The organism is Stenotrophomonas sp. PA-6-5C, from assembly GCF_021605635.1.
In the GTDB taxonomy this organism is placed as follows: domain Bacteria; phylum Pseudomonadota; class Gammaproteobacteria; order Xanthomonadales; family Xanthomonadaceae; genus Stenotrophomonas; species Stenotrophomonas lactitubi.
The window spans coordinates 26,067-41,117 of record NZ_WKEE01000028.1 but is presented as its reverse complement, the minus strand read 5'-3'; the positions used below and the strand labels follow the sequence as shown (position 1 = coordinate 41,117).

Genomic DNA, 15,051 nt, shown 5'->3' with positions numbered 1-15,051 from the left:
GGGACGGGCAGGGCGGATGGGATCGACTGGGGTCACGGCGGTTCCTGGGAAACGGGGGCGGCCCGGTCTTCGCCGGGCTGCCAGATGAGATACGCAGGCGGGTCGCACAAGCGGCCACGCCTGCGCCTGGTTGTGGCGGAAGGGCCTACCCGGGCAGGTGGCAGACCGCCTCGATGTTGTTGCCATCGGGGTCGATCACGAAGGCGGCGTAGTAGTCCGGGTGGTACCACGGGCGCAGGCCGGGCACCCCGTTGTCGCGGCCACCTGCGGCCAGCGCGGCGGCGTGGAACGCATCAACCTGGGCGCGTTCGCCGCAGACGAAGGCCACGTGCACACCCTGGCTGAGGGGTGCCGCATTGCCCAGCCAGAAGAACGGCTTGCCGTGGTTGCCGAAACCCACGTGGTCGTGGGCGCCGGTCTGTTCGGCACTGACCTCCATCACCAGGCCGATCTGCAGCGGTGCCAGCGCCTGCAGGAAGAAGGCCTTGCTGCGCGGCAGGTCGCTGCTGTTCAAACCGATATGATCCAGCATGTCAGGCCTCCGTGACCCAGTGCGGCGCGCGCTTGTCGAGGAACGCGCCCAGGCCTTCCTGGCCTTCGGCGGACACCCGCAGGCGGGCGATCAGGGCGGCATTGTCACGGTCCAGGCTGTCGCGATCATCGGCGTCGCGCACCTGCCGGACCAGCAGCTTGGCCGACGCCGAGGCGATCGGCCCGGCCTTGTCGAGCAGGGCCAGCTGCCGCTGTACCGCCTCGTCCAGGCGTTCGGGCTCCACCAGATGGTGGATCAGGCCGATGCGCAGGGCGGTGTCGGCGTCGAAGTGTTCGCCGGTAGCGAACCAGCGACGGGCCTGGCGGCTGCCGATGGCCTCGATCACATAGGGCGAGATCACTGCCGGCAGCAGGCCCAGCCGGCTTTCGGTCAGGCCGAAGCGGGCGGCGCTGGTAGCGATGGCGATATCGCAGCAGGCCACCAGACCGACACCGCCACCGAAGGCGGCGCCGTGGACCCGGGCCAGGGTCGGCTTGGGCAGCTCGTCCAGGGTGCGCATCAGCCGCGCCAACGCCAGGGCGTCCTCGCGGTTGTCCGCCTCGCTGGCCGTGGCCATGCCGCGCATCCACTGCATGTCGGCACCGGCGGAGAAGGAGGCGCCGTGGCCTGCCACCACCACCGTGCGCACCGTGTCATCGCGGCCGGCTGCTTCCAGGGCGGCGGTCAGCCGGGCGATCAGGCCGGCATCGAAGGCGTTGTGCAGCTCCGGCCGGTTCAGCCAGAGGGTCAGGACAGCGCCATTGCGCTCGATCTGCAAAGCATCGTTCATGGGATTCCGGGGGTTGCTCCATACCTGTATGGATCATAGCGGGCCATTGGTCATGGGCCATGACGCGACGCGGGAATGTTAGAATCGAGAACCATTTACATCCAGCAGAGAACACGCTAGATGACGCTGTCCGAACTGCCCCTGCACACCTCGGCCGTGGTCGATTCCGTGCAGGACCTGCATGCCAACGATGCCATCGCCCGGCGCCTGCGCGAGCTGGGCTTCGTCAAGGGTGAGGAAGTGCGCCTGGTGGCGCGGGGTCCGGTCGGCGGCGAGCCGCTGCTGGTGCAGGTCGGGTTCACCCGTTTCGCGCTGCGTATCAGTGAGGCCCGGCGCGTGGTCATCGACCCGGCAAGCCAGGAGCGACGCGCATGAGTGCCACCGCAACCGCCGCACCGCTGCGCATCGCGCTGGTCGGTAATCCCAACAGCGGCAAGACCGCCCTGTTCAACCAGCTGACCGGCAGCCGACAGAAGGTCGCCAACTACACCGGCGTCACCGTCGAGCGCAAGGAAGGCCGCCTGCGCGCGCCGTCCGGCCGCGAGTTCGCCGTGCTCGACCTGCCGGGCGCCTACAGCCTGCATCCGGCCAGCCTCGACGAGGCGATCACCCGCGACCTGTGCCGGGGCTTCTACCCGGGTGAGGCCGCGCCGGATGTCCTGTTGTGCGTGATCGACGCCACCAACCTGCGCCTGCACCTGCGTTTCGCCCTGGAGCTGCGCGAGCTGGGCAAGCCGATGATCATCGCCCTGAACATGGTTGACGCCGCGCAGCGTCGCGGCATCCAGATCGATGTTGCCGCGCTGGAGCGCGAGATCGGTGTGCCGGTGGTGGAAACCGTGGCGGTGCGCAAGCAGGGCGCGCGTGCGCTGGTGGAACGCCTGGACACGATGGTGCCGCATCTGGATGCGCCGCTGGCCGGTGTTGAAAAGGACGTGGATTACCACGCGCAGGTACGCGCGATCCTGGCCGCCGCCGTACGGATGCCGGCGCGGACCGCGAAGATCGACGACACGCTCGACCGCTGGCTGCTGCATCCGGTGTTCGGCCTGATCACCCTGGTCGTGGTGATGTTCCTGATCTTCCAGGCGGTGTTCGCCTGGGCGACGCCGCTGATGGATGGCATCGAGGCCGGCTTCGCCTGGCTGGGTGAACTGGCCGCCAGCGTGCTGCCGGCTGGGCCGCTGACCAGCCTGCTGACCGACGGCATCATCGCCGGCCTGGGGGGCGTGGTGGTGTTCCTGCCGCAGATCCTGATCCTGTTTGCCTTCATCCTGGCACTGGAGGAGTCCGGTTACCTGCCGCGCGCTGCGTTCCTGCTGGATCGCATGATGGCGGCGGCGGGCTTGTCCGGTCGTTCGTTCATCCCGTTGCTGTCCAGCTTCGCCTGCGCGGTGCCGGGCATCATGGCCACCCGCAGCATCCAGGACCCGCGTGACCGCCTGGCCACGATCCTGGTGGCACCGCTGATGACCTGCTCGGCACGCCTGCCGGTGTATGCGCTGCTGATCGGCGCGTTCATTCCGGCCGGCAAGATCGGCATCTTCAACCAGCAGGGCCTGGTGCTGTTCGGCCTGTATGTAGCCGGCATCCTCAGCGCGCTGGTGATGTCATGGGTGATGAAGAAGTGGCGCCGCGACAAGAGCGAGCACCCGCTGATGCTGGAACTGCCGTCGTACCGCATTCCGCATCCGCGCGACCTCGCCGTCGGCCTGTACGAGCGCGGCATGATCTTCCTCCGGCGCGTCGGCGGCATCATCCTGGCGCTGACCATCCTGCTGTGGTTCCTGCTGTCGTTCCCGGGCGCGCCCGCCGATGCGACGATGCCGGCCATCGACTACAGCTATGCCGGCCAGATCGGCCATGCGATGACGGCGATCTTCGCGCCGCTGGGCTTCAACTGGCAGATCTGCATCGCGCTGATTCCGGGCCTTGCGGCGCGCGAAGTAGCGGTATCGTCGCTGGCGACGGTGTATGCGCTGTCGGCAGCCGATGACGATGCGGCGATCTCCGCACTGTCGCCGGTGGTGGCCGACGGCTGGTCGCTGGCCACCGGCCTGGCCTTGCTGGTGTGGTTCATCTATGCGCCGATGTGCATTTCGACGCTGGCCACCATCAAGCGCGAGACCAACTCGTGGAAGACGATGGGCTTCTCGGCGTTCTACCTGTTTGCTGCGGCCTATGTCGCGGCGCTGATCACCTACCAGGTGACCGTGGCGCTGGGAGGCGGCTGATGGAAGCTGGCCTGCTGGTCCAGTACCTGATCATCGCGGTGGCCGTGCTGGTCAGTGCCTGGGTGGTGCTGAAGAAGCAGGCGCCCGGCACCGTGCGCAAGCTGCGTGGCGCGCTGGCACTGGCGCTGCTGAAGCCGGGCCGCGCGGCCTGGTTGCAGGCGCTGGGCCGGAAGATCGCGCCGCCGGCCACTGGCGGTGGCGGCGCATGCGGCGGCTGTGACAGCTGCGGACCGACGCCGCCGAAGCAGCACTGAGGCTGCCTTTCCTGCGTTGCTGGGTGCGAAGCTTGGTTCTTTGGTGGGTGCGAACCTTGGTTCGCACGCCCTTGATCCTTATCCACGCATGGCGTGGATCTACTCATCTCCTGCGCCGCCCTCCAGCGGCGTCGGAATTGATCATCGACGCATGGCGTGGATCCACGTTGCGGGCCGGACGAGGCGGGCCGTTCGCCGCGACGCGTCAACGCGCCTGCGCACCCAGCTCGGCCGCTTGAGCCAGCCAGCGTTCGCGCTGTTGCGGGGTGCTGCTGCGCACGGCGCCCAGGCGGCTGACCCGCACCGGGCGGATGCCGCAGAATCCCAGGATGGTGCTGCGGATCTGGGTGATGCCCGGGTCGCGGTAGATCCACCGGTAGTACCAGGGCGGCGTGTCCAGGGTGGTGATGACCCGCGCGCTGCGTCCAGCCAGCAGCCGGTCCCACCACACCGAATCGCGCCGGTAGCGGAAGGCGAAGCCCGGCAGCAGCACGCGGTCGAAGAAGCCTTTCAACAGGGCAGGCATCGCGCCCCACCAGGTCGGGTAGACCAGCACAAGGTGATCGCAGGCCTGGATCGCGTCGGCGACGTCCTGCAGGTCGGCTTCCAACGGCTGGATCTGGCGATAGCCGTGGCGAAGTACCGGGTCGAACTGAAGGTCGCCCAGGGCGATCAAGCGCACGCGGTGGCCGGCGTTGCTGGCGGCGGTTGCGTATCGCTGGGCGAGGGCGCCGCACAGGCTGTCGCGGTCGGGATGGCCAAGCAGGATCAGGATGGAGCGGGGCACGGCAGTCTCGGAAGCTGGAAAACCGCGACCGTGCGCTATGCCCCAGGGGCAGAGTCAAACACCGGCGGGGCAGCCAGCGGCAGCCAGAACGCAAAGACCATCGCCCTGCTGCAGCCATTGCCGCAGCTCGTCCGCCACCTGCTGCAGTTCGACCTCGATGCGGGCAAGCCGCTCGCGCTCGGAAGCAATCGCAGCGCGCTGGCGCTCCAGCAGGACCAGCACTGCCGGCCAGTCGAGCTGACCGTCGCTGCGCTGCAGGCCGGTGATGGCGGCCAGTCCGATGCCCAGCCCCAGCGCCTGCCGGATCAGCTGCACCCACGCCACATCCTGTTCGCTGTAGTCGCGGTAGCGGTTCAGGCGCGGCACTGGCGGCAGCAGTCCGCGTGCCTCGTACAGGCGGATCGCCTTGGCGCTGGCACCGGTGCGGCGCGCGACCTCGGAAATGCGCATGCGCTCAGTCCCTGACCAGCCCGCCATCCACCACCAGGTTCTGGCCGGTGACCGCCCGCGACCACGGGCTGGCGAAGAACAGCACGGCATCGGCGAACTCGGCCGGGGTGGTGACGCTGCGCAGCGGCGTGTTGGCGGCGATGTAGTCGAATACGGTTTCCGGTGTAGCTGCACTGGCGTCGGTCGTGCGCAGCAGGCCGCCGGACAGCATGTTGACGGTGATGCCGTGCGGGCCGAGGTCGCCGGCCAGGGTGCGGGTGAGCGACAGCAGCGCGGCCTTGGCGGCGGTGTAGTCGTGGTAGGGCACCACCGGGTTCTGGAACAGGTTGGTGCCGATGTTGATGATCCGGCCGAAGCGCCGCGCCTGCATGCCGGGCAGGGCAGCCTGCACGGTGTTGAGGGCGCCACGCACGCTGCCTTCGAACTGCGCCTGGAAGGCCGGCCAGCCGATGTTGGCAGCGTTGTCGCGGGCATCGCCATTGAACGAGAACGAAGCCAGTGCGTTGTTGACCACGGTGGTCACGCCCTGGCCGAAGTGCGCCAGTGCGTGCTGCAGCAGGTTGTCGACCTGGGCGCGGTCGGTGACGTCGGCCTGCAGGGCGATGGCCTGGCCGCCCAGCTCGCTGGCCAGTGCACGTGACGCTGCTTCGCTGCGGTGATAGTTGATGACAACCCGCGCGCCCTGCGCAGCGAAGGCGCGGGCGATGTGCTGGCCAAGGCCGCGACCGGCGCCGGTGACCAGTACCAGCTGTTCGCTGATCTGCATGATGGTCAGGCAATCCATGGCAAAAGGGCAGGCAGCGTAGCAGCGACAGCGCTTGCCGGACCATGCGTGCTGCCGCTAGCCTGCGTGCATGAACCAGACTCCCCTGCGATTGCTTATTCACGGCGCCTCCGGGCGCATGGGCCAAGCCCTGTTGCGGCTGGCTGCCGAACACCCTGATTCCCTGCAGATCGTCGCTGCGGTGACCGGCCGCGCGCCGGCCCAGCGGGTGATCGATGGTGTGCCGTTCTTCGCCGCCAGCGAGTTGCCGGGGACGCCGGTGTTCGACGTGGCGATCGATTTCAGCCTGCCGGAGGGCTTCGATGCACTGCTGGCACAGTGCGTGGAGCGCGGCGCAGGCCTGGTGTCGGGCACCACCGGCATTTCCACTGCGCAGCGCCAGGCGCTGGAGGCGGCGGCGGTGAAGATCCCGCTGGTGTGGGCGTCGAACTTCAGCCTGGGCGTGGCGGTACTGGACGAGCTGGTGGAGCGTGCGGCGCAGGCGCTGGCCGGCTGGAACTGCGACATCGTCGAATCGCACCATACGCAGAAGAAGGACGCGCCCTCGGGCACGGCGCTGACCCTGGGCGCCGCGGCGCAGCGGGGCGGGGCCGAGCCGCAGTACGCCAGCCTGCGCGCCGGTGACATCGTCGGCGAGCATCTGGTGCAGTTCACCGGCCTGGGCGAGCGCATCGAGCTGGTGCACCGGGCCACCAACCGCGACATCTTCGCCCGCGGGGCACTGTTTGCCGCTCGCCAGCTGCAGGGCCGGGCGGCGGGCAGCTACCGGGTACGCGACCTGCTGGACGGGCCCGGGTAACGGGCCCGGGTCGATGGTAGATGCCAACCTTGGTTGGCAGCCGTTGCTGAACGCGCCAACCAAGGTTGGTGCCTACCGGAGCCGGGCAGGTGGGATGGCAGCGGCCCGGTCATCGGCCTGCATACGCCCCCGGATTGAAATGAATGCGCAATCGCCTGTTCATGAATGGCGATAACCGCTGGCGCGCGCGCCCCGGCACCGCTACAATTCGCACTCGCCGAATCACGAAAGCCGGACCGGTCCCAGACCGTACGTCCGCGCTTTTTTGCAACCGGATTTCCGTGAAGCGCAGGCGTGACTTCGGCACCCCCTCGGTAGCCAAAGTGAGAATTCCGTGACCCAAGCCGCAATCCTCGTCCTCGAAGACGGCACCGTATTCGAGGGCGAATCCGTAGGCGCGCCCGGCCTGTCCGTCGGTGAGGTGGTGTTCAACACCGCCATGACCGGCTACCAGGAAGTGTTGACCGACCCGTCCTACGCCCGGCAGATGGTCACGCTGACCTATCCGCACATTGGCAACACCGGCATGACCGACCAGGACAATGAAGCGTCCAAGGTGTGGTCGGCCGGCCTGATCGTGCGCGACGTACCGCGCCGCCCGAGCAGCTGGCGCAGCCAGGTGTCGCTGCAGGACTGGCTGATCCAGCGTGGCGTGGTCGCCATCGCCGGCATCGACACCCGCAAGCTGACCCGCATCCTGCGCGAGAAGGGCGCCCAGAACGGCGCGCTGATGGCCGGCGACGGCATCGATGTGGAAAAGGCACTGGAAGCGGCCCGCAAGTTCCCCGGCCTGAAGGGCATGGATCTGGCCAAGGTCGTCACCACCGACAAGACCTACGTCTGGACCGAGGGCCAGCTGGACCTGGATGCCAATGCCTTCGTCAGCGTGCCGGCCAAGTACAAGGTCGTGGCGTACGACTTCGGCGTGAAGACCAACATCCTGCGCATGCTGGCCGAGCGCGGCTGCGAGGTCTCCGTGGTGCCGGCGCAGACCCCGGCCGCGGAAGTGCTGGCGCTGAAGCCGGACGGCGTGTTCCTGTCCAACGGCCCGGGTGACCCGGAGCCGTGTGACTACGCGATCGCCGCGATCAAGACCTTCATCGACGTGAAGATCCCGACCTTCGGCATCTGCCTGGGCCACCAGCTGCTGGGCCTGGCCTCGGGCGCGAAGACGATCAAGATGGGCCATGGCCACCATGGTGCGAACCACCCGGTGCAGGACCTGGACAGCGGCCGGGTGATGATCACCTCGCAGAACCACGGCTTCGCAGTGGACGAAGCCACCCTGCCGGCCACCCTGCGGGTGACCCACCGTTCGCTGTTCGACGGCACCAACCAGGGCATCGCCCGCACCGACGTGCCGGCCTTCTCGTTCCAGGGGCATCCGGAAGCGTCGCCGGGCCCGACCGATGTGGGCCCGTTGTTCGACCGTTTCGTGGCACTGATGGAACAGGCCAAGGCGTGATCAGTACGCCGCCGGTTCGCCGGTGGCGTCGCGATGGACCGTAAGCCTCCGCATCGCGGCTGCCGCTGGCGCGGCGCTGCGGATCAAGATTCCTGATCGACAGCGTGCGATCACCCCCCTTGTCACGCTGTACTGACTTAGAGAAGAAAATGCCCAAGCGCACTGACCTCAAGACCATCCTCATCATCGGTGCCGGCCCGATCGTCATCGGCCAGGCCTGTGAGTTCGATTACTCCGGCGCCCAGGCCTGCAAGGCCCTGCGTGACGAGGGCTACCGCGTGGTGCTGGTCAACAGCAACCCGGCCACGATCATGACCGACCCGGAGATGGCCGACGCCGTCTACATCGAGCCGATCAACTGGCAGACGGTCGAGAAGATCATCGCCAAGGAAAAGCCTGACGCGCTGCTGCCGACCATGGGTGGCCAGACCGCGCTGAACTGCGCGCTGGACCTGGCCGACAACGGCGTGCTGGAGAAGTACAACGTCGAGCTGATCGGCGCCAAGCGCGAAGCCATCATGATGGCCGAGGACCGCGAGCTGTTCCGCGTGGCGATGAGCGAGATCGGCCTGGAGTGCCCGACCGCTGCCGTTGCGCACACTCTGGACGAAGCGCTGGAGATCCAGACCCGCGTCGGCTATCCGACCATCATCCGCCCCAGCTTCACCCTCGGCGGCAGTGGCGGCGGCATCGCCTACAACCGCGAAGAGCTGATCGAAATCGTCAACCGCGGCCTGGAACTGTCGCCGACCACCGAAGTGCTGGTCGAAGAGTCGGTGCTGGGCTGGAAAGAGTTCGAGATGGAAGTGGTCCGCGATACCGCGGACAACTGCATCATCGTCTGCTCGATCGAGAACCTGGACCCGATGGGCGTGCACACCGGTGACTCGATCACCGTGGCCCCGGCGCAGACCCTGACCGACAAGGAATACCAGCGCCTGCGCGATGCCTCCATCGCCGTGCTGCGCAAGATCGGCGTGGATACCGGTGGTTCGAACGTGCAGTTCGGCATCAACCCGGACACCGGCCGCGTGGTGGTGATCGAGATGAACCCGCGCGTGTCGCGATCCTCGGCGCTGGCCTCCAAGGCCACCGGCTTCCCGATCGCCAAGGTCGCCGCCAAGCTGGCCGTGGGCTACACCCTGGACGAACTGAAGAACGAGATCACCGGCGGCCTGACCCCGGCCTCGTTCGAGCCGTCCATCGACTACGTCGTCACCAAGATTCCGCGCTTCGCATTCGAGAAGTTCCCGGCCGCCGATGCACGCCTGACCACCCAGATGAAGTCGGTGGGCGAGGTGATGGCGATGGGCCGCACTTTCCAGGAGTCGATGCAGAAGGCCCTGCGTGGCCTGGAAACCGGCAAGGTCGGCTTCGACCCGACCGGCCTGGACCTGACCAGTGAAGACGATCTGCAGACCCTGCGCCGCGAGCTGAAGGCGCCGGGTCCGGAGCGCCTGTTCTTCGTGGGCGATGCGTTCCGCGCCGGCATGAGCGTGGAGGACATCTTCAAGCTGTCCTACATCGATCCGTGGTTCCTGGACCAGATCGAAGAAATCATCGCCGCCGAGACCCAGGTCGCGGCCGATGGCATCGACGCACTGGATGCGGCGCGCCTGCGCAAGCTCAAGCGCGCCGGCTTCTCCGACGCCCGCCTGGCCCAGCTGACCGGCACCAACGAAGCGGCTGTGCGTGCGCTGCGTCGCGCGCACAAGGTGCGCCCGGTGTACAAGCGCGTGGACTCCTGTGCCGCCGAGTTCTCCACCGGCACCGCCTACCTGTACTCGACCTACGAGGAAGAGTGCGAAGCCGCGCCGAGCAACCGCGACAAGATCATGATCCTCGGCGGTGGCCCGAACCGCATCGGCCAGGGCATCGAGTTCGACTACTGCTGCGTGCACGCGGCACTGGCGCTGCGCGAGGATGGCTATGAAACCATCATGGTCAACTGCAACCCGGAAACCGTGTCGACCGACTACGACACCTCCGACCGCCTGTACTTCGAACCGCTGACCCTGGAAGACGTGCTGGAAATCGTCGAGCTGGAGCAGCCCAAGGGCGTGATCGTGCAGTACGGCGGCCAGACCCCGCTGAAGCTGGCACGCGCGCTGGAAGCCAACGGCGTGCCGGTGATCGGCACCAGCCCGGACTCGATCGACCTGGCCGAAGACCGCGAGCGCTTCCAGCAGCTGGTGGACCAGCTGGGCCTGAAGCAGCCGCCGAACCGCATTGCCCGCAACGATCAGGAAGCGCTGCTGCTGGCGCGCGAGATCGGCTACCCGCTGGTGGTGCGTCCGAGCTACGTGCTGGGTGGCCGCGCCATGGAAATCGTCTACGGCGAATCCGACCTGGCCCGCTACGTGCGTGATGCGGTGAAGGTGTCCAACGATTCGCCGGTGCTGCTGGATCGCTTCCTCGACAACGCCGTCGAGTGCGACGTGGACATCATCGCCGACGCGCAGGGCAACGTCCTGATCGGTGGCGTGATGGAGCACATCGAAGAGGCCGGCGTGCACTCGGGCGATTCCTCCTGCTCGCTGCCGCCGTACTCGCTGTCGGCTCAAACCCAGGCAGAGCTGCGTCGCCAGGTGGTCGAGCTGGCCAAGGCCCTGAACGTGGTGGGCCTGATGAACACCCAGTTCGCGATCCAGACCGACGAGGAAGGCAACGACACCATCTTCCTGCTGGAAGTGAACCCGCGCGCCTCGCGCACCGTGCCGTTCGTGTCCAAGGCCACCGGCATGCCGCTGGCCAAGATCGCGGCCCGCTGCATGGCGGGCAAGACCCTGGAAGAGCAGGGCGCCACCAGGGAAATCGTGCCGGACTACTACTCGGTGAAGGAAGCGATCTTCCCGTTCGCCAAGTTCCAGGGCGTCGACCCGATCCTTGGGCCGGAGATGCGCTCCACCGGTGAAGTGATGGGCGTGGGCCGCAGCTTCAACGCCGCCTTCGCGCGCGCGCAGGAAGCAGGTGGCATCAAGGCACCGCCGGTCGGCAAGGCCTTCGTGTCGGTGCGCGACCCGGACAAGAAGCGCGTGCTGCCGGTGGCCAAGGCCCTGCTGGCACGTGGCTACAGCCTGGTCGCCACCCGTGGCACCGCAGCATGGCTGCAGCAGCACGGCATGGACTGCGAGATCATCAACAAGGTGGTCGAGGGTCGCCCGCACATCGTCGATTCGATCAAGAACGGCGAGATCGTCTATATCGTCAACACGACCGAAGGCCGTGCCGCGATCAACGACTCGTTCTCGATCCGTCGCGAGGCGCTGCAACATCGCGTCACCTATTCGACCACCATTGCCGGTGCCAAGGCGCTGGTGGATTCACTGGAATTCCGCGGTACCGGCCCGGTCTGGTCGCTGCAGGAACTGCACAAGGAGTTGAACGCATGAGAGCACCCATCACGATGAAGGGCGCGCAGCGACTGCGCGATGAACTGGATCACCTGAAGTCGGTCAAGCGCCCGAAGGTGATCGCCGCGATCGCCGAAGCGCGCGAGCATGGCGACCTGAAGGAGAATGCCGAGTACCACGCCGCGCGCGAGGAACAGGGCTTCATCGAAGGCCGCATCAAGCAGCTGGAAGGCGAGCTGTCGCACGCCGAGATCATCGACGTGAGCAAGCTCAATGCAGGCTCCAAGGTGGTGTTCGGCGCCAGCGTGACCCTGGCCGACGTGGAATCGGACGAAGAGAAGAAGTACCAGATCGTTGGCGATCTGGAAGCGGACATCAAGCTGGGCCTGATCGCCATTTCCTCGCCGGTTGCCCGCGCGATGATCGGCAAGCTGGAAGGTGACTCGATCGTGATCGATGCGCCGGCCGGCCAGCGCGAGTACGAGATCGTCAGCGTCAGCTACCAGGACTGATCCGTGGCGACGGCGACCCTGCTGTTGCCGGCACGCAGCCGCTTTGCGGTGGCTGCATTGCCGGATGACGTGGCGCGTGCCCTGGGCCGCGCCACCACCTCGCAGGGCGACGCCGGTGAACGGGCGCAGCTGCTGCGTCACTTCACGGTCGCCGCGCCGCACTGGCCGGTGGCCGCGTTGACCCGCCAGCGTGACGTCGGCGATGCCGCCGGCGCCTGCTGGCTGCGTGCCGATCCGGCCTGCATGGTGCCGGACATGCATGGCGCGCGCATGATGGGCCACGGCGAAACGCTGCGGCCCAGCCTGGCCGATACGTTGGCCTTGCTGCCTGTGTTGCAGCCCCTGTTTGCGGATGCAGGCTTCGTGCTGGATGCACCCGACCCTTCGCGCTGGTACCTTCGGCTGCCGATCGGTACCGAACTACCGGAGTTCGACAGTCCGGACGAGGTGCTGGGCGATGATCTGTTCTCGCACCTGCCACCGGGCGAGGCGGGCCGCCGCTGGCGCGCATTGATGACGGAAGCGCAGGTGCTGCTGCATACCCATTCGTGGAACCAGCAGCGCGCCGCACAGGGGCAGCAGCCGATCAATTCGCTGTGGTTCTGGGGCGGTGGCGTGATGCCCATATCGGTTGCCACGCCGCATGCGCAGGTGCGCAGCCGCGATGCGTTGCTGCAGGGCCTGGCCCAGGCCGCAGGCGTAGCGGTGGATGGCGAACAGTCGGTCGATGCACTGGTTGATCTGCGCCAGCTGCGCTCGTTGCAGCAGCTGGGTAATGATGCGATCCGGCCGCTGCTGGCCGCACTCAAACGTGGTGAGCTGCAACGGCTGGTGCTGGATTTCGAGGATGGCCTGCGGTTCCAGCTGGACAAGGGCCAGCGCTGGCAGTTCTGGAAGAAGCCGCGGCAGCTGCACGACGGTTGAGGCAAGGCGGTAGCGCCGGGCCAAGCCCGGCGGATGTGCTATTGAACATCGGTGACGTAGGTCGGCAACTGCCAATGCCTGCGGCTCGGGCCGGTGCAGTAGTGACCGACGTACTCCGCACTGAGGATCAGTCGACTTCCGTCCCACGCCCAGTGCCGGTTCGTGCCGCACGCATCCTGGTCTGTCGCAAGGCCTTCTTCAAGAAACACGGCGTGCGGGTAGAGCGGAAACAGCGGGGTTGACGAGAGCAGCTTGGGTGCGAATGGCGGACGGTCGCGGATCAGCCAGGTACCCGCTGGCACGATGTGGCGGTCGGTTGCACAGCTCAACATGGCAAGGACATGGGTGGCATCTACCCGTTCGATGCGTAGTTGGCGCGACGACATCTGTTCGCAGGCGTTCCGCGCGGCGGCCACCGGCTGCAGTTGCTGAAGCAGGTCTGTCCGCTCAGCCAGTTGTCCATCCGTGTCATGTGCTTCGACCAGCAGGGGCGGTGCCTTCAGTGGTGGCGCGGCTACCGCGGCCGGCACCTTCGATTCCGGCTGTGCGCCCTTGCGCACCAGTGCGCCTGGGGTATCCAGCCGACCCTGTGCTTCGTCCATCTTCAGCAGCAACATGCGAATGCCGCGATCCGACAGCGACCAGGCGTGGCCCGAGGCATCGCTCATCTCGATGCGTTTGTCACTCACCAGCGCATCGATCATCGCTGCCACGTAGCGCGAGGGTAGTTCCAGGCCAAGGTCGAGCGCGTCGCTGTGGCCGATGGCACCGAGGTCCCTTCCGTCCACGCGCAGCCGCAACGTCCCTTCGGGTGCCACCGCCACAGGGGTACGCGGCGCGTCCTCGGCGCCCTCGGCCATTGACAGCCGTGCGGTGACCGCGGTCTGCGGCCCGCCGACACGTTCGAGCAGCACGCTCAGCATCAGCGGTGCCAGCGGGCCGTAGGCGGTCAGCCGGCAGGTGCGGGTGTTGTCGCAGGCCATCACGCCGTCGCCCTCGACGAACGATGTGCCGAGCGATTCAGTGGCCGAGGCAATCGGCGCCAGAGTGAGGGAGGCCAGCAGCAGGGGTGTCCGCAATAGTGAGGAAGCACGCATTCAACGAACCTCGCTGACCAGCGTCGGCAGGGTCCAGTGCCCACCCGGCATGCCACGGCACAGACCGGTGCTGAACGCACTGCTTGGCTGGAATCTGCGGCCATCCCAGGTCCAGTCCGAGCCGGAAACGCAGTCGCCGATGCCGCGGCCCTTGTAGCGTGCGTAGAGCGTGCGCTCGACGCGCGAGAAGCCCTCTGCTTCCAGCGTGACCGTCTGCGGGGCAAACGGCGGATGATCGCGCGCGATCCAGAAACCATTGCTGTAGTTGTACGCACCCATCTGGCACAGCGCCTGCACCAGCACATGGTGCTCGTCCAGCCGCTCGATCACCATTTCCGGGGTTCCCTTGTACTCGATCAGACGCGGGCAGTCGTCGCTGTCGCCGAGCGTGGCAATCAGCGCGTCGCGCAGCGCTTCGCTGCTGCCCAAGGCGCTGTCTTCAGAGCGTGGCGCCGTCAGCGCCGCGCTCACGATCACAGGCCTGGCGCGCGCAGCCGGCACGCTCGCTTCGGCACGCGCGCCATGCCGTATCAGGGCGCCGGGCGTGCCCACGCGCCCTTGTGCTTCGTCCATTTTCAACAGTACGGCGGCGGCACCACGATCGGAGATCGGCCAGCGCGTGCCCCTGCTGTCGATCACTTCGATGCGGGCCTGGCCGGGCAGGGCGGCGAGCAGGGCTTCAACCTGCGCTGGTCGCAGCGTCACTGCTTCGTCTGCCCCGGTGTCCTGCACAGCGCCCAGATCACGGCCGTTCACCTGCAGGCGCATCGCACCTTCAGGCATTGCACTTTCGCCATCCTCACCGACCCGCAGCCGCGCCTTCACTGCAGTGCCGGGACCACCGGCACGTTCCAGCATCAGGCCCAGCAGGCTGTCTGCATTCTCCGGGCCATAGCCGGCCGCACGGCAGGTGCCGCTGTTGTCGCAGGCCAGGAACCAGTCGTGGTGCACGAACTCGATACCGGGTTCCAGCGGCGTGTTTCCGGCGTGGGAGGCAAGTGGTAGCAGGAGGCTGGCTAGCAGTACGGACAGCGGGCGATACATGGCGAATTCCATTTCAGAAGCGAACA

15 protein-coding genes are annotated in these 15,051 nt (G+C 67.2%); 8 read left to right on the top strand and 7 right to left on the bottom strand.

Annotated features, from left to right (window positions below):
* Window positions 1-145 precede the first annotated feature (145 nt).
* Window positions 146-532: a VOC family protein gene (locus tag GIW57_RS13175; protein WP_236511416.1), complete on the bottom strand. Its 387-nt coding sequence runs from the start codon at window positions 530-532 to the stop codon at window positions 146-148.
* A gap of 1 nt (window position 533) precedes the next feature.
* A complete protein-coding gene (locus GIW57_RS13170; RefSeq protein WP_099818343.1) occupies window positions 534-1,322 on the bottom strand; it encodes an enoyl-CoA hydratase-related protein in 789 nt (262 codons plus the stop codon).
* Between the two features lie 120 nt (window positions 1,323-1,442).
* On the opposite strand from GIW57_RS13170, the gene GIW57_RS13165 reads away from it, so the two are divergent.
* The 3 genes from GIW57_RS13165 to GIW57_RS13155 are packed head-to-tail and all read left to right on the top strand — an operon-like array spanning window position 1,443 to window position 3,810.
* Entirely contained in the window at window positions 1,443-1,697 is a 255-nt protein-coding gene (locus tag GIW57_RS13165; RefSeq protein WP_089240906.1) for a FeoA family protein, read from the top strand.
* Window positions 1,694-3,556 carry a ferrous iron transport protein B gene (gene feoB, locus GIW57_RS13160; RefSeq protein ID WP_236511413.1) on the top strand — a complete coding sequence of 621 codons (1,863 nt, stop codon included), beginning with the start codon at window positions 1,694-1,696 and terminating at the stop codon, window positions 3,554-3,556. Before GIW57_RS13165 ends, feoB begins: the two co-directional genes overlap by 4 nt.
* Window positions 3,556-3,810, top strand: a complete 255-nt coding sequence (locus tag GIW57_RS13155; RefSeq protein WP_100465240.1) for a DUF6587 family protein — start codon at window positions 3,556-3,558, stop codon at window positions 3,808-3,810. The genes feoB and GIW57_RS13155 overlap by 1 nt, the downstream gene beginning before the upstream one ends.
* A 205-nt stretch (window positions 3,811-4,015) precedes the next feature.
* Here GIW57_RS13155 and GIW57_RS13150 read toward each other — a convergent pair whose 3' ends face one another.
* The 3 genes from GIW57_RS13150 to GIW57_RS13140 are packed head-to-tail and all read right to left on the bottom strand — an operon-like array spanning window position 4,016 to window position 5,831.
* Window positions 4,016-4,597 (bottom strand): NAD(P)H-dependent oxidoreductase, encoded by a 582-nt coding sequence (locus GIW57_RS13150; RefSeq protein WP_236511411.1) that lies wholly within the window; start codon window positions 4,595-4,597, stop codon window positions 4,016-4,018.
* A 54-nt stretch (window positions 4,598-4,651) separates the two neighbouring features.
* Window positions 4,652-5,047, bottom strand: coding sequence for a MerR family transcriptional regulator (locus GIW57_RS13145; RefSeq protein ID WP_236511408.1), 396 nt, complete (start codon window positions 5,045-5,047; stop codon window positions 4,652-4,654).
* 4 nt (window positions 5,048-5,051) lie between these two features.
* Complete coding sequence (locus tag GIW57_RS13140) at window positions 5,052-5,831, bottom strand: 3-oxoacyl-ACP reductase (protein ID WP_236511405.1); 780 nt, start codon at window positions 5,829-5,831, stop codon at window positions 5,052-5,054.
* A gap of 118 nt (window positions 5,832-5,949) precedes the next feature.
* Here GIW57_RS13140 and GIW57_RS13135 point away from each other — a divergent pair, with 118 nt between their 5' ends.
* The 5 genes from GIW57_RS13135 to GIW57_RS13115 all read left to right on the top strand — a co-directional run bounded on the left by GIW57_RS13135 (window position 5,950) and on the right by GIW57_RS13115 (window position 12,884).
* Window positions 5,950-6,630 (top strand): 4-hydroxy-tetrahydrodipicolinate reductase, encoded by a 681-nt coding sequence (locus tag GIW57_RS13135; RefSeq protein ID WP_236511402.1) that lies wholly within the window; start codon window positions 5,950-5,952, stop codon window positions 6,628-6,630.
* A gap of 334 nt (window positions 6,631-6,964) precedes the next feature.
* Window positions 6,965-8,095 (top strand): glutamine-hydrolyzing carbamoyl-phosphate synthase small subunit, encoded by a 1,131-nt coding sequence (gene carA, locus GIW57_RS13130; protein WP_236511399.1) that lies wholly within the window; start codon window positions 6,965-6,967, stop codon window positions 8,093-8,095.
* Between the two features lie 149 nt (window positions 8,096-8,244).
* The gene (gene carB / locus GIW57_RS13125) at window positions 8,245-11,487 is read left to right on the top strand and encodes a carbamoyl-phosphate synthase large subunit (protein WP_100465245.1); all 3,243 of its coding nucleotides are present in this window, start codon (window positions 8,245-8,247) and stop codon (window positions 11,485-11,487) included.
* Between the two features lie 8 nt (window positions 11,488-11,495).
* On the top strand, window positions 11,496-11,960 hold the full coding sequence (gene greA, locus GIW57_RS13120; protein ID WP_176022519.1) for a transcription elongation factor GreA: 465 nt from the start codon (window positions 11,496-11,498) through the stop codon (window positions 11,958-11,960).
* Window positions 11,961-11,963: 3 nt separating this feature from the next.
* Entirely contained in the window at window positions 11,964-12,884 is a 921-nt protein-coding gene (locus GIW57_RS13115; RefSeq protein ID WP_236511396.1) for a phosphoglycerate mutase, read from the top strand.
* 38 nt (window positions 12,885-12,922) lie between these two features.
* Here the strand turns inward: GIW57_RS13115 and GIW57_RS13110 are convergent, their stop codons facing one another.
* Together GIW57_RS13110 and GIW57_RS13105 are read right to left on the bottom strand one after the other, a co-directional pair.
* Entirely contained in the window at window positions 12,923-13,981 is a 1,059-nt protein-coding gene (locus GIW57_RS13110; RefSeq protein WP_236511394.1) for a DUF1176 domain-containing protein, read from the bottom strand.
* Entirely contained in the window at window positions 13,982-15,025 is a 1,044-nt protein-coding gene (locus tag GIW57_RS13105; protein ID WP_236511391.1) for a DUF1176 domain-containing protein, read from the bottom strand.
* Between the last annotated feature and the right edge of the window lie 26 nt (window positions 15,026-15,051).

Bases quoted from the DNA above. Each gene is read 5' to 3' on its own strand.
- GIW57_RS13175 (WP_236511416.1), bottom strand. From the start codon at position 532: ATGCTGGATCATATCGGTTTGAACAGCAGCGACCTGCCGCGCAGCAAG.
- GIW57_RS13170 (WP_099818343.1), bottom strand. From the start codon at position 1,322: ATGAACGATGCTTTGCAGATCGAGCGCAATGGCGCTGTCCTGACCCTC.
- GIW57_RS13165 (WP_089240906.1), top strand. From the start codon at position 1,443: ATGACGCTGTCCGAACTGCCCCTGCACACCTCGGCCGTGGTCGATTCC.
- feoB (WP_236511413.1), top strand. From the start codon at position 1,694: ATGAGTGCCACCGCAACCGCCGCACCGCTGCGCATCGCGCTGGTCGGT.
- GIW57_RS13155 (WP_100465240.1), top strand. From the start codon at position 3,556: ATGGAAGCTGGCCTGCTGGTCCAGTACCTGATCATCGCGGTGGCCGTG.
- GIW57_RS13145 (WP_236511408.1), bottom strand. From the start codon at position 5,047: ATGCGCATTTCCGAGGTCGCGCGCCGCACCGGTGCCAGCGCCAAGGCG.
- GIW57_RS13140 (WP_236511405.1), bottom strand. From the start codon at position 5,831: ATGGATTGCCTGACCATCATGCAGATCAGCGAACAGCTGGTACTGGTC.
- GIW57_RS13135 (WP_236511402.1), top strand. From the start codon at position 5,950: ATGGGCCAAGCCCTGTTGCGGCTGGCTGCCGAACACCCTGATTCCCTG.
- carB (WP_100465245.1), top strand. From the start codon at position 8,245: ATGCCCAAGCGCACTGACCTCAAGACCATCCTCATCATCGGTGCCGGC.
- GIW57_RS13110 (WP_236511394.1), bottom strand. From the start codon at position 13,981: ATGCGTGCTTCCTCACTATTGCGGACACCCCTGCTGCTGGCCTCCCTC.
- GIW57_RS13105 (WP_236511391.1), bottom strand. From the start codon at position 15,025: ATGTATCGCCCGCTGTCCGTACTGCTAGCCAGCCTCCTGCTACCACTT.